The sequence below is a fragment of the Micromonospora sp. DT31 genome, assembly GCF_049841795.1.
Lineage (GTDB): Bacteria > Actinomycetota > Actinomycetes > Mycobacteriales > Micromonosporaceae > Micromonospora.
The window spans coordinates 268,066-288,778 of record NZ_JBNCKZ010000005.1 but is presented as its reverse complement, the minus strand read 5'-3'; the positions used below and the strand labels follow the sequence as shown (position 1 = coordinate 288,778).

The 20,713-nt window shown below is 73.4% G+C and carries 18 protein-coding genes; 14 read left to right on the top strand and 4 right to left on the bottom strand.

What is annotated here, in order from left to right; genetic code table 11:
• The first annotated feature begins 36 nt into the window (after positions 1 to 36).
• The 7 genes from ACLQ2X_RS11680 to ACLQ2X_RS11650 all read left to right on the top strand — a co-directional run bounded on the left by ACLQ2X_RS11680 (position 37) and on the right by ACLQ2X_RS11650 (position 7,149).
• Positions 37 to 1,395, top strand: coding sequence for a 3-oxoacyl-ACP reductase (locus ACLQ2X_RS11680; RefSeq protein WP_425681003.1), 1,359 nt, complete (start codon positions 37 to 39; stop codon positions 1,393 to 1,395).
• On the top strand, positions 1,395 to 2,450 hold the full coding sequence (locus tag ACLQ2X_RS11675; RefSeq protein ID WP_425681084.1) for a MaoC/PaaZ C-terminal domain-containing protein: 1,056 nt from the start codon (positions 1,395 to 1,397) through the stop codon (positions 2,448 to 2,450). The genes ACLQ2X_RS11680 and ACLQ2X_RS11675 overlap by 1 nt, the downstream gene beginning before the upstream one ends.
• 85 nt (positions 2,451 to 2,535) lie before the next feature.
• Entirely contained in the window at positions 2,536 to 3,288 is a 753-nt protein-coding gene (locus ACLQ2X_RS11670) for an NUDIX hydrolase (protein WP_425681002.1), read from the top strand.
• Positions 3,285 to 4,271 carry a serine/threonine protein kinase gene (locus tag ACLQ2X_RS11665; protein ID WP_425681001.1) on the top strand — a complete coding sequence of 329 codons (987 nt, stop codon included), beginning with the start codon at positions 3,285 to 3,287 and terminating at the stop codon, positions 4,269 to 4,271. Before ACLQ2X_RS11670 ends, ACLQ2X_RS11665 begins: the two co-directional genes overlap by 4 nt.
• Before the next feature lie 10 nt (positions 4,272 to 4,281).
• Complete coding sequence (locus ACLQ2X_RS11660; RefSeq protein ID WP_425681000.1) at positions 4,282 to 5,241, top strand: hypothetical protein; 960 nt, start codon at positions 4,282 to 4,284, stop codon at positions 5,239 to 5,241.
• Positions 5,238 to 6,497, top strand: a complete 1,260-nt coding sequence (locus ACLQ2X_RS11655) for an adenylosuccinate synthetase (protein WP_425680999.1) — start codon at positions 5,238 to 5,240, stop codon at positions 6,495 to 6,497. Before ACLQ2X_RS11660 ends, ACLQ2X_RS11655 begins: the two co-directional genes overlap by 4 nt.
• 25 nt (positions 6,498 to 6,522) lie before the next feature.
• Positions 6,523 to 7,149 carry a DedA family protein gene (locus tag ACLQ2X_RS11650; protein WP_425680998.1) on the top strand — a complete coding sequence of 209 codons (627 nt, stop codon included), beginning with the start codon at positions 6,523 to 6,525 and terminating at the stop codon, positions 7,147 to 7,149.
• Between the two features lie 45 nt (positions 7,150 to 7,194).
• On the opposite strand, the gene ACLQ2X_RS11645 is transcribed toward ACLQ2X_RS11650, so the two are convergent.
• On the bottom strand, positions 7,195 to 7,833 hold the full coding sequence (locus ACLQ2X_RS11645; RefSeq protein ID WP_425680997.1) for a TetR/AcrR family transcriptional regulator: 639 nt from the start codon (positions 7,831 to 7,833) through the stop codon (positions 7,195 to 7,197).
• A gap of 78 nt (positions 7,834 to 7,911) precedes the next feature.
• On the opposite strand from ACLQ2X_RS11645, the gene ACLQ2X_RS11640 reads away from it, so the two are divergent.
• From ACLQ2X_RS11640 to ACLQ2X_RS11620, 5 genes are all read left to right on the top strand, one after another.
• Positions 7,912 to 8,364, top strand: coding sequence for an SCP2 sterol-binding domain-containing protein (locus ACLQ2X_RS11640; RefSeq protein WP_425680996.1), 453 nt, complete (start codon positions 7,912 to 7,914; stop codon positions 8,362 to 8,364).
• Position 8,365: 1 nt separating this feature from the next.
• A complete protein-coding gene (locus ACLQ2X_RS11635; RefSeq protein ID WP_425680995.1) occupies positions 8,366 to 9,580 on the top strand; it encodes an acyl-CoA dehydrogenase family protein in 1,215 nt (404 codons plus the stop codon).
• A 180-nt stretch (positions 9,581 to 9,760) separates the two neighbouring features.
• On the top strand, positions 9,761 to 11,326 hold the full coding sequence (locus ACLQ2X_RS11630; RefSeq protein ID WP_425680994.1) for an AMP-binding protein: 1,566 nt from the start codon (positions 9,761 to 9,763) through the stop codon (positions 11,324 to 11,326).
• 83 nt (positions 11,327 to 11,409) lie between these two features.
• Complete coding sequence (locus ACLQ2X_RS11625) at positions 11,410 to 12,945, top strand: N,N-dimethylformamidase beta subunit family domain-containing protein (protein WP_425680993.1); 1,536 nt, start codon at positions 11,410 to 11,412, stop codon at positions 12,943 to 12,945.
• A gap of 92 nt (positions 12,946 to 13,037) precedes the next feature.
• Entirely contained in the window at positions 13,038 to 14,279 is a 1,242-nt protein-coding gene (locus ACLQ2X_RS11620; RefSeq protein ID WP_425680992.1) for a serine hydrolase domain-containing protein, read from the top strand.
• Here ACLQ2X_RS11620 and purD read toward each other — a convergent pair.
• The gene (purD, locus tag ACLQ2X_RS11615) at positions 14,263 to 15,510 is read right to left on the bottom strand and encodes a phosphoribosylamine--glycine ligase (RefSeq protein ID WP_425680991.1); all 1,248 of its coding nucleotides are present in this window, start codon (positions 15,508 to 15,510) and stop codon (positions 14,263 to 14,265) included. The genes ACLQ2X_RS11620 and purD overlap by 17 nt on opposite strands.
• Before the next feature lie 110 nt (positions 15,511 to 15,620).
• Positions 15,621 to 16,910 (bottom strand): adenylosuccinate synthase, encoded by a 1,290-nt coding sequence (locus tag ACLQ2X_RS11610; protein WP_425680990.1) that lies wholly within the window; start codon positions 16,908 to 16,910, stop codon positions 15,621 to 15,623.
• A 122-nt stretch (positions 16,911 to 17,032) separates the two neighbouring features.
• On the opposite strand from ACLQ2X_RS11610, the gene ACLQ2X_RS11605 reads away from it, so the two are divergent.
• Positions 17,033 to 18,031, top strand: coding sequence for a hypothetical protein (locus ACLQ2X_RS11605; protein WP_425680989.1), 999 nt, complete (start codon positions 17,033 to 17,035; stop codon positions 18,029 to 18,031).
• A gap of 72 nt (positions 18,032 to 18,103) precedes the next feature.
• On the top strand, positions 18,104 to 20,200 hold the full coding sequence (locus ACLQ2X_RS11600) for a chromosome partitioning protein (protein WP_425680988.1): 2,097 nt from the start codon (positions 18,104 to 18,106) through the stop codon (positions 20,198 to 20,200).
• Between the two features lie 47 nt (positions 20,201 to 20,247).
• On the opposite strand, the gene ACLQ2X_RS11595 is transcribed toward ACLQ2X_RS11600, so the two are convergent.
• Positions 20,248 to 20,676: a DUF3151 domain-containing protein gene (locus ACLQ2X_RS11595; protein WP_425680987.1), complete on the bottom strand. Its 429-nt coding sequence runs from the start codon at positions 20,674 to 20,676 to the stop codon at positions 20,248 to 20,250.
• Positions 20,677 to 20,713 lie beyond the last annotated feature (37 nt).

The window sequence follows — 20,713 nt, the reverse complement described above, 5'->3', positions numbered from 1 at the left end:
TGTTGCCCGAACCCTACTCGCCAGTAGGCTACGCCTATGACCGACAGGTACGCGAGCTTCGTCCAGACAGGGGCCGGTCGCGCGCTGGTCAAGCGCCTCGGGCTGCCCGACCCGCCCCGCCTGCGCCGGCACACGCCGGGTGACCCGCTCGTCCCCGGGCCGGTGCTGCTCGGCTCCTCGACCGGCGGCCGGCTCGCCGAACCGGCCGGCAAGATCCTCACCGCCGCCGGGGTCGAGCTGGTCGACCCGGGTGCCGTCGCCGAGCCCGACCGCCGCTTCGCCGCCCTGGTGTACGACGCCAGTGGCATCACCGACTCCGCCGAGCTGCGTCAGCTCTATGACTTCTTCCACCCGCAGGCCCGGTCGTTGCTGCCCAGCGGCCGGGTGATCGTGCTGGGCACCCCGCCGGCCGAGTGCGGCTCACCCCGGGAGGCGACCGCCCAGCGGGCGCTGGAGGGGCTGACCCGCAGCATCGGCAAGGAGTTCGGCCGGGGCGTCACCGCCCAACTGGTCTACGTGACCCGCGACGGCGACGCCGGCACGCCGGTGAGCCTGGAGTCCACCCTGCGGTTCCTGCTCTCCGGCCGCTCCGCGTACGTCTCCGGCCAGGTCGTGCGGGTCGGCGCGGGCACCGCCGTCGCGCCGGCCGACTGGGACCGGCCGCTTGACGGGCAGGTGGTGCTCGTCACCGGCGCGGCCCGGGGCATCGGCGCGGCGCTGGCGAAGGTGCTGGCCCGCGACGGCGCGCAGGTGGTCGCGCTGGACATCCCGGCGGCCGGGGACGAGCTGGCCACGGTCGCCAACGAGATCGGCGGCAGCGCGGTGCAGCTCGACCTGACCGCGCCGGACGCGCCGACCCGGCTGGCGGAGCATCTGGCGTCCCGGCACGGCCGGGTCGACGTGGTGGTGCACAACGCCGGCATCACCCGGGACAAGACGCTCGGCCGGATGGACGCCGACCGGTGGGACTCGGTGATCGACGTGAACCTGTCCAGCCAGGAGCGGATCAACGACGTGCTGCTGGCACGCGACCTGATCCCGACCGGCGGCCGGATCGTCTCGGTGTCCTCGATCGCCGGGATCGCCGGCAACCGGGGGCAGACCAACTACGCGACGAGCAAGGCCGGCGTGATCGGCCTGGTCGACTCACTCTCGCCGGTGCTGCGCGAACGTGGGATCAGCCTGAACGCGGTCGCCCCCGGCTTCATCGAGACCCGGCTGACCGCGCGTATCCCGCTGACGATCCGCGAGGCGGGCCGGCGGATGAACAGCATGTCCCAGGGGGGACTGCCGGTGGACGTGGCCGAGACGATCGGCTGGCTCTCCTGGCCGGCGACCGGCGCGGTCAGCGGCAACGTGGTCCGGGTCTGCGGCCAGAGCCTGCTGGGGGCGTGATGGCGGGGGACCGCAAGAAGAACGACCTGACCCTGCACGACATGATCGAGGGTCCCACCCAGGACCTCACGTCCGCGCGCGCCGCCGCCCTGGCCCGCTCCACCCCCGGCCGCATCGATCATGGGCCGGGCGACGGTTCCGGAGATCCACAACGCCGCCGGCCTGCTGAGCAGCGGAGCGGGGAGCCGGGCGGGGCGCGGCGGCGGGTGGGGTTGTCGCGGCTGCCGGCCACCGGGGCGTTGTACCGGCGGGCACTGCTCGGTGCGGTGCCGGGGGTCGGCGGGCGGCGCGGGACGGAGGTGCCGGATCTTGAGCTGGCCGTCGACGGGGTCACCGTGGACAAGCGGCACCTCGCCGACTACGACCGGGTCTGCGGGTTCCGGTTGGCCGACCGGCTGCCGGCGACGTACCTGCACGTGCTCGGGTTCCCGCTGTCGCTGCGCCTGATGACGGCACCCGGCTTCCCCCTCCCGCTCACCGGTGTGGTGCACGTGGCGAACCGGATCACCGTGCACCGGCCGGTGCTTGTCGGCGAGAGCGTCGACTTCCACACGTACGCGGAGAACCTGCGCCCGCACGAGCGGGGCCGGCAGCTCGACGTGGTGCTGGTCGGCTCGGTCGGCGGCGAGGAGGTCTGGCGCGGCGTGTCGACGTACCTCGGCAAGGAGCGCACCGCGGGCGGCGGCCCGCGGCGCGACCGGGGCGACCGCCCGGCTCCGCCGACCGCCTCCGCGCAGTGGCGGGTGACGCCGCGGGTGGGCACCGACTACGCCCGGGTCTCCGGCGACCACAACCCGATCCACACGTCGAGGGTGGGGGCGCGGCTGTTCGGTTTCCCGCGCCCGATCGCGCACGGCATGTGGAGCAAGGCGCGGTGCCTGGCCGCGTTGGAGCCCCGGCTGCCCGAGGCGTACACCGTGGACGTGTCTTTCAAGCTGCCGGTGCCGCTGCCGTCCACCGTCGCGTTCAACGCCTCGCCGACCGGCACGAGCTGGGATTTCGCGCTGCACAGTGCCCGGGACGGGAGACCGCACCTGGTCGGTTCCGTCCGCTGACGAGAAGAGGGGACTTGCCGTCCCCTCTTTTCGGCGCTAAGTTGTTCTCAGATTGAGTTGTTCTCTAAGTGAGAGGTTGGGCGTCGTGAACGAGCAGGACTTCCTCGCCGGCTACGACCCCCGGGACTACCCGGCGGTCGCCGTCACCGTCGACGTGGTCGCGCTGACCATCCGCGAAGGAGGGCTGCACCTGCTGCTCATCCGCCGGGGCGCGCCGCCGTACGAGGGGCACTGGGCGCTGCCAGGCGGCTTCGTCCAACCGGACGAGGACCTGACCACCGGCGCCCGGCGCGAACTGGCCGAGGAGACCGGCCTCGGCGGCGACCGGCTGCGCCGGGTGCACCTGGAACAGCTCGGCAGCTACGGCACCCCCGACCGCGACCCGCGCATGCGGGTGGTCTCCGTCGCCCACCTGGCATTCGCCCCCGACCTGCCCGACCCGGTCGCCGACAGCGACGCCGACGAGGCCCTCTGGCTACCGGTCACCGCTCTGACCAGCCGGCAACTCGCCTTCGACCACGGCCGGATCATCGACGACGGGCTGGAACGGGCCCGGTCCAAGCTGGAGTACGCGCCGCTGGCCACCCGCTTCCTCGCCCCCGAGTTCACCATCACCGAGCTGCGGGAGGTCTACGAGACGGTCTGGGGCCACCCGCTGCACGCCGGCAACTTCCACCGCAAGGTGCTCTCCGTGCCCGGCTTCGTGGAGAGCACCGGCGCCAGCACCGAACGCGGCGGCGCACGCGGCGGCCCCCGGGCCAAGCTCTACCGCGCCGGAGACGCCCGGCTGCTGCACCCGGCGCTGCTGCGCCCCGCCCGCGAGGAGACCGTGCGGTGAGGACCGAGGAGGCGATCCAGCTGGTCGCGGCCGCGCGCACCGACGCCGACCTGTTCGGCACCGAGGCGCCGGCCCGCCGCTACCGCACACTCGTCGGCGCACTGCACCCCGACCGGCTGGGCGCGGCCGACCCGGGGGTACGCGCCGCCGCCGCCGACGCCCTGACCACCGTCACCACCCGCTGGCGCGGCACCACCCCCACCCCCGCACACGTCGGCGACCTCGCCGACCTGCACCGCAAGGAAGGGCCCCCGCTTAACGCCTCCGGTAGAGGAGGGGCCCCTTCTTATCACCTGATCAAGGTGCCGCGGCACCCCGGCGACAACGACCTGATGGCCCGCGAGGCGCGCGCCCTGCGCCGGATCGCCGAGCGCGGCGACGCCCGACACCTCGCGTACGTGCCCCGACTCGTCGACTCCTACCCGGCACGGGACCCGGCCAGCGGTGTGGAGCGGCTGGTCAACGAGCTGACCACCGCACCCGGACTGCACAGCCTGGCCGACGTACGCCGGGCGTACCCGCACGGGGTGGACCCGCGCGACGCGGCCTGGATGTGGCGGCGGCTGCTCGTCGCCCTCGGCCTGGCCCACCGGGCCGGCGTGGTGCACGGCGCGGTGCTCCCCCGGCATGTCCTGATCGAGCCGGACGCGCACGGCCTGGTGCTCGTCGACTGGTGCTTCTCCACCGAACCGGGCGGGCTCGTGCCGGCGCAGGTCCCCGGCCAGGAGGACTGGTATCCGCCGGAGGTCGCCGGGAAGCGACCCTGCGGCCCGGGCACCGACATCGCGCTGGCCGCCCGCTGCATGACCTGGCTGATGGCCGACCGCGCCCCACGCGAGCTGCGTGCCTTCGCCGACGGCTGCCGGCAACCCGCGCTCGCCGCCCGACCCGACGACGCGTGGCGGCTGCTGCGCGAACTGGACGAGGTGCTGCACCGGCTGTACGGGCCGCGCACCTTCCGACCCTCCACCCTCAACCCCTAGGGAGGCTGCCATGGGCAGCGGAATCTGGTCCACCAACGTGTACGACGCCGCCGACCGCTACCGGCGCCGCACCGGCAGGAGCGCGTTCTCCTACAGCGACAGCGGGGCCCGCACGGTGCACCCGGCGCTCGACCCGCGCGACGCCGTACGGGAGAGCCGAGACTCCGCCGAACACCCCCAGTCGACACCGATCGCGGTGCTCTTCGACGTGACCGGCTCGATGGGGCACGTGCCCCGGGTGCTGCAGAGCAAGCTGCCGCAACTGCTCGGCCTGCTGCTGCGCCAGGGCTACGCCCGCGACCCGCAGGTCATGTTCGGCGCGATCGGCGACGCCACCTGCGACCGGGTGCCGTTGCAGGTCGGGCAGTTCGAGTCCGACAACCGGATGGACGACGACCTCGGCCAGATCGTGCTCGAAGGCGGCGGTGGCGGCCAGATGATGGAGTCGTACGAGCTGGCGCTGTACTTCATGGCCCGGCACACGGTCACCGACAGCTGGTCCAAGCGCGGCCGGCGCGGCTACCTGTTCATCATCGGCGACGAACTGGCGTACCCGGCGGTGAAGACCGCGGAGGTGGCCCGGCTGATCGGCGACGGCCTGGGCGAGGACATGCCGGTCCGGCAGATCGTCGACGAGGTGACCGCCCGCTGGGACACCTACTACCTGCTGCCCGCCGGCAGCCACTACGCCGGCAACCGCAAGATCCTCGACTTCTGGCGCGGCCTGCTCGGGCAGAACGCGGTCGAGCTGGACGACCTGGACGCGGTTTGCGAGACCATCGCACTCACCGTCGGGCTCGGCGAGCAGGCCATCGACCTGGAGGCCGGGCTGCGTGACCTGGACCGGGCCGGCTCGACGGCCGGCCGGACGGTGTCCAAGGCGCTCGCCCCGCTGGACTCGGGCCGGCGTGCGGTGGCCACGCTGCCGTTCACCCCGACCGAGGGCGGAAGCGGGGTCACCCGGCTGTGAACCACGTGATGGTGGTCGACCTCGGCTACGGCGACGCCGGCAAGGGCACCGTGGTGGACCTGCTCTGCGCGACCCGACAGGTGCGGACGGTCGTCCGGTTCAACGGGGGCGCGCAGGCGGCGCACAACGTCGTCCTGCGCGACGGACGGCACCACACCTTCGCGCAGTTCGGCGCCGGCACGTTCCGTCCGGGCGTGCGGACGCACCTGGCGCGGCACGTCGTGGTGGACCCGCTGGCACTCGCCGCCGAGGCCGACCACCTCACGTCGGTCGGGATGCCCGATGCGCTCGACCGGCTGACCGTGGACGGGGAGGCGCTGCTGGCCACCCCGTACCACCGGGCCGCCAACCGGGCCCGGGAGATCGCCCGGGGAGCCGACCGGCACGGCTCCTGCGGGCTGGGGGTGGGCGAGGCGGTCGCGTACGGCCTCGCCCACCCCGACGAGGCGCCCCGGGTGGCCGACTGTCTCCGCCCGGCGGTGCTGCGCCGCCGCCTCACCGCCCTGCGCGACCGGCTCACCGCCGAACTGGGGCCACTGGACGCGCCGCCGGTGGACGACTGCCTGCCCGCGTGCGCGGCCTTCGCGCGGCGGGTGGCGATCGTCGACCGGAGCTGGCTGGCCGGGGCGCTGCGCGAGGGCACCTGCGTCTTCGAGGGCGCGCAGGGGGTGCTGCTGGACGAGTGGCACGGCTTCCACCCGTACACCACGTGGAGCACCACGACGTTCGCCAACGCCGAGACGCTGCTCGCCGAGGCGGGCCTGGCCGGGACCGCCAAGCGGCTCGGCGTGCTGCGGACGACCACCACCCGGCACGGGCCGGGCCCGCTGGTCACCGAGGACCCGACGCTGCCGTTCACCGACCCGCACAACCCCACCAACCCCTGGCAGGGCCGGTTCCGGTTCGGGCACTTCGACGCGGTCGCCCACCGGTACGCGCTGGAGGTGGCCGGCGGTGTGGACGGGCTGGCGTTGACCCACCTCGACCTGGCCGGCCCGCCGCTGCGGATCTGTCGCCGCTACGAAGGGCTGGACCGGCTCGTCCCCGGCCCGCCCGGCGACCTGGACCGGCAGGCCGCGCTCACCGGGCGGCTGCTGCGCGCCCGTCCGGTGCTGGCCGAGGCGCCGAGCGACTGGCCGGCGACCGTCGAGGAGGCGCTCGGCGCACCCGTGGTGCTCACCTCCCACGGCCCCACCGCCGAGGAGAAGGAAGGGCCCCTTCTTAACGCCTTTTGCCTGGGAAGGGCCCCCGCTTAACACCGCACCGCCGAGCATGGGGTGCATGGGGAACGTGCTCGACCTGCTGCACCACACGGTGACCTCGCCGTGGGTGTACCTGCTGATCATCGCGGTCACCGCGATCGACGCGTTCTTCCCGGCCGTACCCGGCGAGACCGTGGTGATCACCGCCGGCGTCTTCGCGGCCGGCGGCGAGCCGAACCTCGTGCTGGTGATCGTGACCGCCGCGCTCGGCGCGCTCGTCGGCGACCACATCTCGTACGCCATCGGGCGCGGCGGCGGCGCGAACCGCCTGGCCCGGCTGCCCGCGGGCAGCCGCCGGCGGGCCAGCTCCGAGTGGGCCCGCCGGGCCGTCGACGGGCGCGGCGGGATGATCCTGATGACCGCCCGGTACGTGCCCGGCGGCCGCACCGCCGTCACGCTCACCATGGGCGCGGTCCGCTATCCGTTACGCACGTTCTTCCTGTACGACGGCCTGGCGTGCATCACCTGGGGGATCTACTGCGGGTTGCTCGGCTACTTCGGCGGGCTGGCCTTCGAACACAACCCGCTCACCGGTCTGCTCGCCGGCGTCGGTCTGTCCCTGGCCGTCACCGGGCTGGCCGAGGCCGCCCGTTGGGCCCGCCGCCGTGCGCGTGCCCGGGCCGCTGACGGCGGGCGCGGGCGTTAACAAGGGGCCCTTCCTCTATCGGAGGCGTTGACAAGGGGCCCTTCCTTACCCCGAACCGGGGTGCCAGGTGACGCCGCGCAGCAGTTGGTCGGCACCGAGCCAGGCGACGTTCATCATCCGGGTGGCGGTCTTCTCGGCGTCCGCCTCCGGGTGGTCGGCGAGCCAGTCGGCGAGTGACTCGGTGGCGCCGACCAGCGCGTACGCGGCCACCTCCAGGTCGGTGGCGCCGATCTCGCGGCCGGTGGCGCGCAGCGCGTGGTCGAGCATCCCGGCGACGACGTCGACGAGTCGGCCGCGCATGGCGGCGAGTTCACCGGCGAACGGCTGGGAGCCACGGGCCTGCCGGTAGAGCACGGCCCAGCCGTCGCGGTGTGCGCCGACGAAGCTGAAGAACGCCCGCAGCCCGCGCCAGAGCCGTTCGTCGGCGGGCAGGTCGGGGGCGGCGGCTCCGGCGATGGCCTCCATCATCCGGGTGCCCTCGCGGTGCAGGCAGGCGACGAAGAGCTCCTCCTTGGTGCCGAGGTAGGCGTACACCATCGGTTTGGAGATGCCGGCGTCGTCGGCGATCTCGTCCATGCTGGCGGCGTGGAAGCCGCGGCGGGAGAAGACCTTCACCGCCGCGTCGAGCATCTGCTGCTCGCGTACGGCGCGGGGAAGGCGTTTGAAGGTCGGCGTGCTGGCCACTCTTGCGAGCATACCTACCCGTGCGTAAGGTTACGCGGGAGTAACCAGATTCGCCCGCTCCGAGAGGTGCTTTTCCCCATGACTGACTTCGACCCGGCCGCCTTCGCGAACGTCGGCCCCAAGGAATTCGCGCAGCTGGTCAAGTCCACGCCGGACGCCAAGATCGCCGAGATCATGGCCGGTGAGAACCGGGACAAGATCCTCAGCGAGGTCTTCCACCGGATGCCCGCGCTGTTCCGCGCCGACCGCGCCGGCTCCACCAACGCGGTCATCCACTGGAACATCACCGGTCGTCCGGACGGTGGCACCGACACCTACGAGATCGTCATCGAGAACGGCACCTGCACCGCCTCGGAAACCGCGACCCGCGACCCGAAGCTGAGCCTCACCATGGGCCCGGTCGAGTTCCTGAAGATCGTCTCCGGCGGGGCCAACCCGGTGATGATGTTCATGACCGGCAAGCTGAAGGCCAAGGGCGACCTGGGCCTGGCCGCGAACATCGCCAACCTGTTCGACATTCCCAAGGCCTGACATGGCTGAGTTCTCGCTCGACCTGAACGAGGAACAGCGGGACCTTCGCGACTGGGTGCACGGCTTCGCCGCCGAGGTCGTGCGCCCGGCCGCGGCCGAGTGGGACGCCCGGGAGGAAACCCCCTGGCCGATCATCCAGGAGGCGGCGAAGGTCGGGCTGTACGGCTTCGAGTTCCTCGCCACCTGCTGGGCCGACCCCACCGGCCTCTCCCTGCCGATCGCCAGCGAGGAACTCTTCTGGGGTGACGCGGGCATCGGGCTGAGCATCTTCGGCACCTCGCTCGCGGTCGCCGCGATCTACGGCGCCGGCACCCCCGACCAGATGGTCGAGTGGGTGCCGCAGTGCTTCGGCGACGTCGACAAGCCGGCCGTCGCGGCGTTCTGCACCAGTGAGCCGGAAGCCGGCTCCGACGTCGGCTCGATGCGGACCCGCGCCATCTACGACGAGGCCGCCGACGAGTGGGTGCTCAACGGGCAGAAGGCGTACGCCACGAACGGCGGGATCGCCGGTGTGCACGTGGTCACCGCCTCGATCGAACCCGAGCTGGGCTCACGCGGGCAGGCCGCGTTCGTCGTACCCCCGGGCACTCCCGGCTTGAGCGCCACCCGCAAGCTGCGCAAGCTCGGGCTGCGCGCCTCCCACACCGCGGACGTCTTCCTCGACGACGTCCGGGTGCCGGGCCGCTGCCTGCTAGGCGGCAAGGACGCGCTCGACGAGCGGCTCGCCCGCGCCCGGTCCGGGCAGCGCGCCTCCGGGCAGGCCGCGATGCGCACGTTCGAGCTGTCCCGGCCCACCGTCGGCGCGCAGGCGCTCGGTGTGGCCCGCGCCGCCTACGAGTACGCCCTCGACTACGCCAAGGAACGCGTCCAGTTCGGCCGCCCGATCATCACCAACCAGGCGGTCGCGTTCGCGCTCGCCGACATGAAGATGGAGATCGACGCGGCCCGGCTGCTGGTCTGGCGGGCGTCCTGGATGGGCCGCAACAACCGGCCGTTCGCCGCCGGCGAGGGCTCGATGTCGAAGCTCAAGGCCGGCGAGGTGGCCGTCTCGGTGACCGACCGGGCGGTCCAGCTCCTCGGTGGGGCGGGCTTCCTGCGCGACCACCCGGTCGAGCGGTGGTACCGCGACGCCAAGATCTACACCATCTTCGAAGGCACCTCGGAAATCCAGCGACTGGTCATCTCCCGCGCCATCTCCGGGATGCAGATCCGCTGACCACCGTCGGGCTCCGGTCCGACCCGCGACGGCACGTCCCCATCGGCCGTGTCCCGTCGCGGGTCGGGTCGGCGGTCCGTGGCCGCCCCAACCCGCGATCGGGCGCAAGATCACGCCGAACCGGACGGCCACCCGCCCGGATGCCTGGTCGACGAACCACGAACGCGAAGGAGTCGCGCCTTGGACCTGCCGTTCATCGCCGCCACGCTGACCCGACGTGGACTACTAACCCCCGGCGGCCCGATCCGGGTCGTCTCGCAACTGAACGCGCTTCGCCGGTGGGGTTGGAACCTCGGCGGCGAACTGCGCCAGGCCGCCGCCCGCGAGCCCGACCGCATCGCGCTGATCGACGAGCACGGCGCCACCACGACGTACCAGGAACTGCTGGACCGCGCGGAACGGCTCGCCAGGTCCCTGCGGTCCGGCCTGGGCGTGCGGGCCGGCGACCGCGTCGGCGTGCTCGGCCGCAACCACCACGGTCTGATCGAGGCGATCGTCGCGGCGATGCTGATCGGCGCGGACGCCGTCCTGGTCAACACCGGCCTGTCCGCCGCGCAGTTGAGCACCGTTGCCGAGGAGCAGGGACTGCGGGTCCTGGTGCACGACGCCGAGTTCGGCGAGCGGGTCGTCGGCCTCCCCTCCGGGGTACACCGGGTCGACGAGCGGGCGCAGGAGGCACTGATCGCCGGTGCGGCGCCCGGCGACCGGCTCCAGCCGCCGGAGCGGGACGGCCGCACCATTGTGCTGACCTCCGGCACCACGGGCGCGCCCAAGGGCGCCCGCCGTCCCACCCCACACGGTTTCGGACCGCTGGTGTCCATCATCGACCGGATTCCGCTGCGCGCGCGCAACACCATCATGATCTCCGCGCCGATCTTCCACACCTGGGGGTACGCCGCCCTCCAGGTCTCGTTCGCGCTGCGCGCCACGATCGTGCTGCACCGCCGCTTCGACCCGGCCACCACGCTCGCCGCGCTCACCCGGCACCGCTGCGACGCGCTGTTCGCCGTGCCGGTGATGCTGCAACGGCTGATGGAGGCACCGCCGCCGCAGCCCCGGCCACCGCTCAAGGTCGTCGCGGTCAGTGGCTCGGCGCTGCCCGGCAACCTGGCCACGTCCTTCATGGACCGGTTCGGCGACGTGCTCTACAACCTCTACGGTTCCACCGAGGTCTCCTGGGCGTCCATCGCCGGCCCGGCGGAGCTGCGCGCCGCCTCGACCACCGCGGGCCGGCCCCCGCACGGCACCCGGCTGGCCATCCTGGATGCCGACGGCCACCCGGTGGGCGAGGGGCAGGTCGGACGGATCTTCGTGGGCAACGAGATGCTGTTCGAGGGCTACACCTCGGGCACCGGTCGGGAGAGCCGCGACGGCCTGCTGGACACCGGAGACCTCGGTCGGGTGACCGCCGACGGTCTGCTCTTCGTGGACGGACGCGCCGACGACATGATCGTCTCCGGTGGGGAGAACGTGTTCCCGTCCGAGGTGGAGGATCTGATCGCCCGGCTGCCGCAGGTCCGCGAGGTCGCGGTGATCGGCGTACCGGACCCGGAGTACGGCCAGCGGCTCGCCGCGTTCCTGGCCCTGCACCCGGACGAGACACTCGACCCGGAGGCGGTCCGCGAATACGTACGCCGCTACCTCGCCCGCTTCTCCGTGCCCCGGGACGTGGTGTTCGTGAAATACCTGCCGCGCAACGCCACCGGCAAGGTGCTCACCCGCGAGTTGGGTCGCTTTTTCGACTGATCGGCCATACCCGCGGGACAGCACGAAGACCACCCCCGCTGCTAGGTTTCCCCTGATCGAGCGGGTGAACGGGGAACAGCACGATGGTCCGGCTCCGACGGCGTACCGCTCTCGGCCTTCTTCTCGGCGGCGCGTCCGTCGCCGCCGTCGCCCCCGTCGACGCGGTGCTCAGCAGCGCCCCCGACGCCCCGCCCCGACCCGACCGGCAAACTCCGCCACCCCGGCGGCAGGCCCCACCGCCCCGCAGGCGGCAGGATTCGCCGGTCGAGGCGGAGAACCGCGCGGCCGGCGAGCCGTGGTGGCCGCCGCGCCGCGGCCGGTCCACGAACGACAGGCGACGCCAGATCCAGGGGTACGCCTCGACGACGAGCGTCGCCCCCGGCGGGGTGGTCGACTTCCACGTCGCGGTCAACCCGGCCGGCCGGTTCCGGGTCGGTGTGCACCGTCTCGGCTGGTACGCCGGGGCCGGCGCCCGCACGCTGCTCACCAGTCCCGAACTCAGGGGCGTGCCGCAGCCGGTGCCGGCCGCCGACCCGGACAGCGGCGCGCTCGACTGCCGGTGGCCGGTGTCCTGGCGCCTGCCGATCCCCCGCGACTGGGTCTCCGGGCTCTACCAGGCGGTGTTCACGTCCGCCGACGGCTGGCGGGCGTGCACCCCGTTCGTGGTCCGCGACGACAGGCGGGCCGCCGCGCTCTGCGTGGTGCTGCCGATGACCACCTGGCAGGCGTACAACCAGTGGCCCCGCGACCGGCGGGTCGGCAAGAGCCTCTACCACGGCTACCGGCCCGACGGGCGACGCGATCCGGCGTTGCGGGCACGCGCCGTCACGTTCGACCGACCGTACGCCGGCGCGGGCCTGCCCGCCCACTTCGACCGGGACCAGGACGCGATCCGCTGGCTGGAACGCCAGCACTACGACGTCAGCTACGCCACAAGTCTCGACCTGCACTCCGGCCGGCTCGACCCGGCCCGGCACCGGGGCCTGGTGTTCTGCGGGCACGACGAGTACTGGTCGGACGAGATGCGCCGGGCCACCGAAGCCGGGCTGGCCGGCGGCACGAGCCTGGCGTTCCTCGGCGCGAACAGCGTCTATTGGCGCATCCGCGTCCGCGCCGCCGCCGACGGTCGACAGGAACGGGTCGTCGAGTGCGCCAAGACGTTGCCCGATCCCGGCGCTGACGCCACCGGTCCCACGGTGACCTGGCGCGACCTCGGCCGGCCGGAGCAGGCCCTGCTCGGCGTGCAGTACAACGGCATCGTGCTCACCCCGCAGCCGCTCGTGGTGCGCTCCGCCGACCACTGGGTGTGGGCCGGCACCGGGGTGGCCGACGGCGACCGCATCCCCGGGCTGGTCGCCGGTGAGGCCGACGGCCTCCACAGGGCCCTCGCGCGACCGGCCCAACTCGGTGAGACGCTGCTCAGCTCCTCGCCGTACCCGGCGCAGCAGGGCGGGCAACGGCTCCAGAGCAGCCACGTGTACGAGACGCCGCAGGGCGGCGTCGTCTTCGCCACCGGGACGCTCGGCTGGACCATGGCGCTAGACCGTCGCGACCACCGTGACCCGCGGATCGAACGGGCCACCGCGAACGTTCTCGACCGAATGGTGGGCGACGCCTGAGTCGCACCGCGACGCTGCCGACCGGACCACCTACGGGCTCCGACCCCGATGTCATCCGAGGACGTCCAGGGTGCGGTGGGGGATGTCCCTGGATGCCCGGATCGATCCACGTCGACAAGATCGACGACATGAAGAGAACTGATCCGTCCCGCCGTCGCCTGCTCGCCACGGTGCTGACCGGCGCGCTGCTCGCCGCCGCCGTACCCGCCCTGCCCGCCACCGCCGGTTCGCCGCACCGGCCGGACTGCCCCGCCGGCTCCCTCGACCCGACGCCGCTGCGGCAGGCCATCGCCGGGCTGCCCACCGACGACGCCACAAGCGCCCAGGTGCGCATCACCACGCCGGACGGCTGCTGGACCGGCACCAGCGGCGTACGCGACCTGCGCAGCGGTGCTCCCGTACCGCCGCACGCGCGATTCCGCATCGGCAGCGTCACCAAGGTGTTCACCGCCGCCCTGGTGCTGCAACTGGCCGCCGAGCGCCGGCTCGACCTCGACGCGACGGTGCAGCGGTACCTGCCGGGCCTGCTGCCCGCCGGCTATCCGCCGGTGACGGTCCGGAACCTGCTGAACCACACCAGTGGCATCCCCAGCCCGACGCTACCGGGCGGGATCGGGTGGCAACTGGACCACCGCTACGACAGGTGGACCCCGGAGCAGATCGTCCGGCTCGGTCTGCGTAATCCGCGCGATGTCGAACCCGGCACGGACCAGCGCTACACCAACATGGGCTACATCGTGGCCGGCATGCTGATCGAGAAGGTGACCGGACACTCGTACGCCGAGGAGGTGAGGCAGCGCATCGCCCGGCCGCTCGGCCTGCGCGACACGTACGCCCCGGGCGACGACCCCCGCATCCGCGGACCGCATGCCCACGGGTACCAGGCGGTCGTCGGCGACGCGGGCACCGAGTTGGTGGACGCGACGGTGTGGAGCCAGACCTTCACCCCGGCCTCCGGCGACATGATCTCCAGCCTGTCCGACCTGGACACCTTCATGACCGCGCTGTTCGCCGGCCGGGTGGTGCCGGAGCCGTGGCTGACCGAGATGTTCACCCGACCGGTGCGGGCCGACGGCCGCACCGGCGACCACAGCGCGGGGCTGAACGCCATGTCGGTGGGCGGGCAAACCCTGTGGATCAAGACGGGCAGCCGGTTCGGCTACCTCGCCGGTGTCGCCTCCACCCGGGACGGACGGTTCCGGGTGGAGTACTCGATCACCGCGACGGACGCGAAGAGCGAGGTGCTGAGTCGCACCGTCCAGGCCGTGATCGCCGCCGCGATCGGGATGCTGCCGGCCGCCGCGCCCGCATCACCGGTCAGCTCGGGATCGTGATCCGGCCGTCCACCGCCGCCGCCGCGATGTCGGTGCGGTGGTGGGCGCCGGCCAGCGCGACGCCGTCTACCAACCGGTAGGCGGCGTCGCGCGCGGCGGCCAGGTCCGGCCCGGTGGCCGTACCGCAGAGGACCCGGCCGCCCGCGGAGCGCAACGTGCCGTCGGCGTCCCGGCGGGTGCCGGCGTGGATGATCCCGGCGCGGTCCGCACCGGTGATCACATCGCCGGTACGCGGGCCGGCCGGATAGCCGTCGGCGGCGACCACGACGGCGACCGCCGCGCCGTCGCGCCAGCGCAGCGGCGGGTGCGCGCCGAGCGTGCCGGTCGCGGCGGCGTGCAGCAGCCCGGCCAGCGGCGTCTCCAGCAGGGCCAGCACCGCCTGGGTCTCCGGGTCACCGAAGCGGGCGTTGAACTCGATCACCCGCGGGCCGGACGGGGTGATCGCCAGGCCCACGTAGAGCAGGCCGGCGAACGGGGTGCCCCGGCGGCGCATCTCCGCCAGCGTCGGGTGCACCACGTCGCGCATCACGTCGTCGACCAGGTTCGGCGGGGCCCACGGCAGCGGCGTGTACGCGCCCATGCCGCCGGTGTTCGGCCCGGTGTCGCCGTCGCCGACGCGCTTGAAGTCCTGCGCGGGCAGCAGCGGCAGCGCCGCCTCGCCGTCGGTGACCACGAACAGGGAGACCTCGGGGCCGGACAGGTATTCCTCGATCACCACCCGGCCGCACTCGGCCGCGTGCCGCTGGGCGACGGCCCGGTCGTCGGTGACCACCACACCCTTGCCGGCGGCCAGCCCGTCGTCCTTCACCACGTACGGCGCGCCGAACTCGTCCAACGCGTGGGCCACGGCGGCCGCGTCGTCACAGGTGTACGCGCGGGCGGTCGGCACGCCGGCGGCGGTCATCACGTCCTTCGCGAACGTCTTCGAGCCCTCCAGCCGGGCCGCATCGGCACCCGGGCCGAACACCGCAATGCCCTTGGCGCGTACCGCGTCGGCGACGCCCGCCACAAGCGGCGCCTCCGGCCCGATGACCACCAGGTCCGCCGCTGTCTCGACGGCGAGCGCCGCGACGGCCGCCGGATCGGTGGCGGTCACCTCCCGCAGCTCGGCGACGCCCGCGATCCCCGGATTACCCGGCGCCGCGACGATCGCCTCGACGGCCGGATCGCCGGCCAACCCGAGCGCGAGAGCGTGCTCCCGCCCACCACCACCCACAAGAAGTACCCGCACGGCCCCGCATCCTACCGACCGCCCCACGCCGCCCTGTTGATCAAGGAGTCCGTGTCCCAGAATCGGCGGTGCCGGGCCGCGAACTCCTTGATCGCCGCAGCGGTGGCCGGTTACGGGAGGAGGGGGTGGCGGAGGACGTTTTCCTCTCGACCCGGTCCGACGCCCACCACGCTGACCCGGGTGCTGGTCAGTTCCTCGATGCGGGCGATGTAGCGGCGGGCGTTCTCCGGCAGCTCGTCCTCGGTGCGGGCCTTGGTGATGTCCTCCCACCAGCCGTCGAGCTCTTCGTAGATCGGCGTGGCGTGGTGGAAGTCGGTCTGCGTCATCGGCATGTCGTCGAAGCGCTCGCCGTTGATCTCGTAGCCGACGCAGATCGGCACCTTGGGCAGGCCGGTCAGCACGTCCAGCTTGGTGACGACCAGGTCGGTGACGCCGTTGAGGCGGCACGCGTACCGGGCCACCACGGCGTCGAACCAGCCGCAGCGGCGCTCCCGGCCGGTGGTGGTGCCGTACTCGTGGCCGACCTTGCGCAGGTGCTGCCCGTTGTCGTCGAACAGCTCGGTCGGGAACGGGCCGGAGCCCACCCGCGTGGTGTACGCCTTGCTGACCGCGATGACCCTGGTGATGGCGGTCGGTGGGATGCCCGCGCCCACGCACGCCCCGCCGGCCGTCGGGTTGGACGACGTGACGAACGGATAGGTGCCGTGGTCCATGTCGAGCATGGTGGCCTGGGCGCCCTCCAGCAGCACCGTCTCGCCGCGGTCCAGCGCGTCCCAGAGCATCACCCGGGTCTCCGCGATGTACGGGCGCAGCCGCTCCGCGTACTGGAGGTATTCCTCGACGGTCTCGTCGACGTCGATCGCCTTGCGGTTGTAGATCTTGAACAGGAGCTGGTTCTTCTCCCGGAGCGCCAACTCCAGCTTCTTGCGCAGGATGCCCGGGTCGAGCAGGTCCTGGAGCCGGATGCCCATCCGGGCGACCTTGTCGCCGTACGCCGGGCCGATGCCCCGGCCGGTGGTGCCGATGCGGGAACTGCCCAGGTAACGCTCGACCACCCGGTCCAGCGCCCGGTGGTGCGGCATGATCAGGTGCGCGTCGCCGGAGATGCGCAGGCGGGACACGTCCACGCCCCGCTCGGCGAGCCCGTCGATCTCCTCCAGCAGCACCTTCGGGTCGACCACCACGCCGTTGCCGATGACGATCATCGCGCTCGGGGACAGCGCGCCGGACGGCATCAGGTGCAACGCGTACTTCTGGCCGTCCGGCGTGATCACCGTGTGGCCGGCGTTGTTGCCGCCGGAGTAGCGCACGACGTAGTCGACCCGCCCACCGAGCAGGTCGGTAACCTTGCCCTTGCCCTCGTCGCCCCACTGGGCGCCGAGGAGCACGATCGCTGGCATCTTCTCCGCCTCCAGAAGGCTCGGGTGCCAGGTGGCGACCGGTAAGCGAGCCCGGGGTGTCAGGCTAACAAGTAGTGCCGGCGGGACCGGCAGGGGTTCGTCGAGAAGCAGGAGGCTCCTTCGTGTACGACGTGGTGCTGCTCACCCTCGGCTCGGGGCGGGACGCCCCCGGTGGAGGCTGCGGCAGCGGCGGGGCCTGCTGCGGTGGTGCGGACGAGACCGCCGCCGGAACCGACGCCGAAGGCTGCGAGACTCCCCGCGTACCGGTGCTGGCCTGCGCGGACGCGCTGACCGCCCGGGGCGCCCGGGTGACCACGGTGACCGCCCGGTCGGACGCCGAGATCGACGAGGTGCTGGCCCGGCTGGACGGCCCACCCCGCGCCGACGGCCTCATCTGGCCGGACTCCGACGGCAAGACCCGGCTCGTCGTCGCCGCGGCCAGTGACGGCCAGTTGCGCGCCGTGCTGCGCCGCCTGGTCCGCCGGTACGCTCCGCCGCCCAGCCGCCGTCCCGCGGACCTGGCCGGGAACCGGACGGTGCCCGACCTGCCCCCGGTCGGCATACTCCCGCTGGACCCGGCCCGGTCCTCGACGGCGCGGGACCTGGTGGCACAACTCGGGCTGCCCCGCGACCCGGCGGCCGTGGCCGCCGCGGTGCTCGACGGCACGCCCCGACGGCTGGATCTGCTGCGCAACGACGGTGGCTCGGTGACGCTCGACGGCGCGCTGTTGGGTGCCGCCGACGACGCGGGACGGCCGCTGCACTGGCGGGGTCGGGTGGAGGTCGACGGTACGGTGCTCAGCGACGGCAGCGAGCCGATCACGGCGTGCGCGATCGGCAACGCGGGCGGGTACGCGCAACTCGGCGAGGTGACCCTGCTGAGCGACCCCGACCCGGCCGACGGTCGGGTGGCGGTGGGGGTGGCCGTGCCGGTGGTCACCAGGTCCGCGTGGGGCCGGAAGAAGGTGCGGCTCGAGGTGCGCCGGGCCCGCGGCCGGGCGGTGGCCGTGGTACCCCGCGACGGGAAGGTGCCCTTCCTCGACGACGGCGTCGAGGGTGAACTGAACCGGAAACGGTCCTGGTGGACCGAGCCGGGCGCATGGGCGGTCTGGGCCGGCTGACCTCGATCGATTCCCCCGGGTCGCGCGACTGGCGGGAACGCCTATCCTCGGCGATAGGAATGGGGAGGATTCGTGGTGCACGAGAACGACGACCGGGCCCACGTACCGGGCCGACCGCAGGCGTCCGGGCGGGACATCGAACCGCTCTGGCCGCCGGAGGAGACCGACGGCGTGGTCACTGCTCCACCGTGGGCGACACCGGCGGCCATGTCCTGGCCGCTTCCGCCCGCCGACACGCCCACGCCGACGACCCAGGCGGGGGGTGAGGCCGGGCCACCGAGGCAGGCCGTCGACATGGACCAGCCGTTCACCATGGACCAGCCACCGCCCGGGCCACCGCCGACGACGACGGCAGGGCCGGCCGTTCCCGGGCCACCGCCCGGGCCGCCGGCCTTCGGATCCGCCCCGGTGGAGCCGCCGGCCTTCGGGTCCGCTCCGGTCGTGCCCGCGGCCGAGCCGGCAGCACCGGGACCGCCGCTGGCCGGTCCGACACCGTCGTCGCTCCCCCGGAACACGTACCCGTCCCTGGTGGAAGAGATCCCGACCTCCGCATCCCGGGAGGTGTCCCCGCCCGAGGTCGATGAGCCCGCCGCGGCCACCGCCGGTCTGGACGACGCCACCGGCAACGAACGGCCGGCGTCGCCCTGGGCCCAGCCACCGCAGCGCGCCACACCGGAGGCCCTCGCGCCGCAGGCCGTGCCGACGCCCGACGCCCCAGCGCTGAGCGCTGCCCCGATCAGCGGTCCGACGCCGGGTCCCGGGTCGGCCGTGCCGGCGGACGGGTCGACCACCACGGGCGAGGAGGGGGCACCCCGGCTCGGGCCGTTCCCCCCGTCGCCGGGTGTGCCGATCCAGCCGTACGCGCCGGCGCCATACCCGACGCAGAGCGGCCAGTACCCATCGCCCGGCTGGGCGACGCAGTCCGGGCGCTACCCGGCGGTGCCCACCCAGCCGGCATCACCGAGGCACCAGGCGCACCCGCAGGCGTCCGTCACGCCGCCGCAGCCGCCCGGCCCGCTGGCGCAGCAGCCCGCCCCGGTGACGCAACAGCCGGGCCCGGTGACGCAGCAGCCGGGCCCGGTGGCGCAGCAGCCGGGCCCGGTGGCGCAGCAGCCCGCCCCGGTGACGCAGGGGCCGCACCCCGCGCAGGAGGGCTACCCGGGGCAGGTGGGCTACCCGGAGCAGGGGCCGCACCCCGAGCAGGGCGGCTACCCCGAGCAGGGCTGGGCTCCACAACACGCGGCGCCCCCGACCGCGGAGGACTTCGCCCGGCGGCGTCAGGCCCGGCCGGTCGACCCGGTGGCCACCATGGGCGTACGCGCGGTGGTCAACAAGATCGGGCTGGTCCGGCTCCCGCCCGGCCGGCACGAGCAGGAACTGAAGCGGGACATCGAGACGGTCCGCCGCAACTTCGGCGGGTTGCGCCAGGTGACAGTGGTCAACCCGAAGGGCGGCGCCGGCAAGACGGTGGCCATCCTGCTGCTCGCCATGACGTTCGGGCAGAACCGCGGCGGATACGTGCTGGCCTGGGACAACAACGAGACCCAGGGCACCCTGGGGATGCGGGCCCAGCAGGACTTCCACGCCCGTACCGTGCGGGACATGCTGCGGGACCTGCCCCAGTTCCAGGGGTCGCACGGCCGGATCGGTGACCTCTCGCAGTACGTCCGGTCGCAGGGCGCGGGCATGTTCGACGTGCTCGCCTCGGACGAGTCCGCGACCGGCGGTGAGATGCTCACCGCCGCCGCGTTCGCGGATCTCCGGGACGTGGTCAGCCGGTTCTACAAGCTGATCTTCGTGGACACCGGTAACAACGTCCGCGCGCAGAACTGGCAGGCCGCCATGGACGCCACCGACCAGCTCGTGGTGACCATGTCGGCCCGGAACGACTCGGCGGAGACCGCCGCCCGGATGCTCGACCACCTGGAGCAGAGCGGCCGGCAACGGCTGGTCCGACAGGCGGTCACCGTGGTCTCGATGCCGCCGTCGCGCAAGGAGATCGACCTGCCGGCCATCCAGGCCCACTTCGCCGCGCGGACCCGGGCGGTGCTGCTGGCACCGTACGAGCGGCTCATCGACACCGGCGAGCCCCTGCGGTACGGGCAGCTCTCCTCCGCCACCCGGGACGCCTGGCTGAAGATCGCCGCGTCGGTGGCGGAAGGGTTGTAGGACGCGCGACGGCCGGCCCACGGCGGGCCGGCCGTCGCGCGTTCGGGTCAGGCGCTGGCCAGCGCGTCCCCGGCGGCCGGGTCACAGTCGCGCAGGAACTGGGCGCAACGGGCCGCCTCGTCCGCCTCACCGATCTCCCCGGCAGCCCGGGAGAGGACGTGGAGGCAGCGGAGGAAACCCCGGTTGGGCACGTGCGACCAGGGGACCGGGCCGTGCCCCTTCCAGCCGCTGCGACGCAACTGGTCCAGGCCCCGGTGGTAGCCGGTGCGGGCGTACGCGTACGCCGCGACGACCTGGCCGGTGGCGAGCGCGCGGCCGGCCAGCGCCGCCCAGCCGGCACTGTAGGTCGGGAAACGGGCCGCGACCCCGGCGTACGCCTCGTCGGTGCCCTGCTCGGTCGCCGCCGCGAGCGCGGCGTCGGCCTCCTCGTGGACCGGGAGCAGGGTGGCCGGTGGCTCAGGCAACAGGTTCTGCATCGCCCCATTCAACCCGCTTCGCCCCCGGGTACGCGAG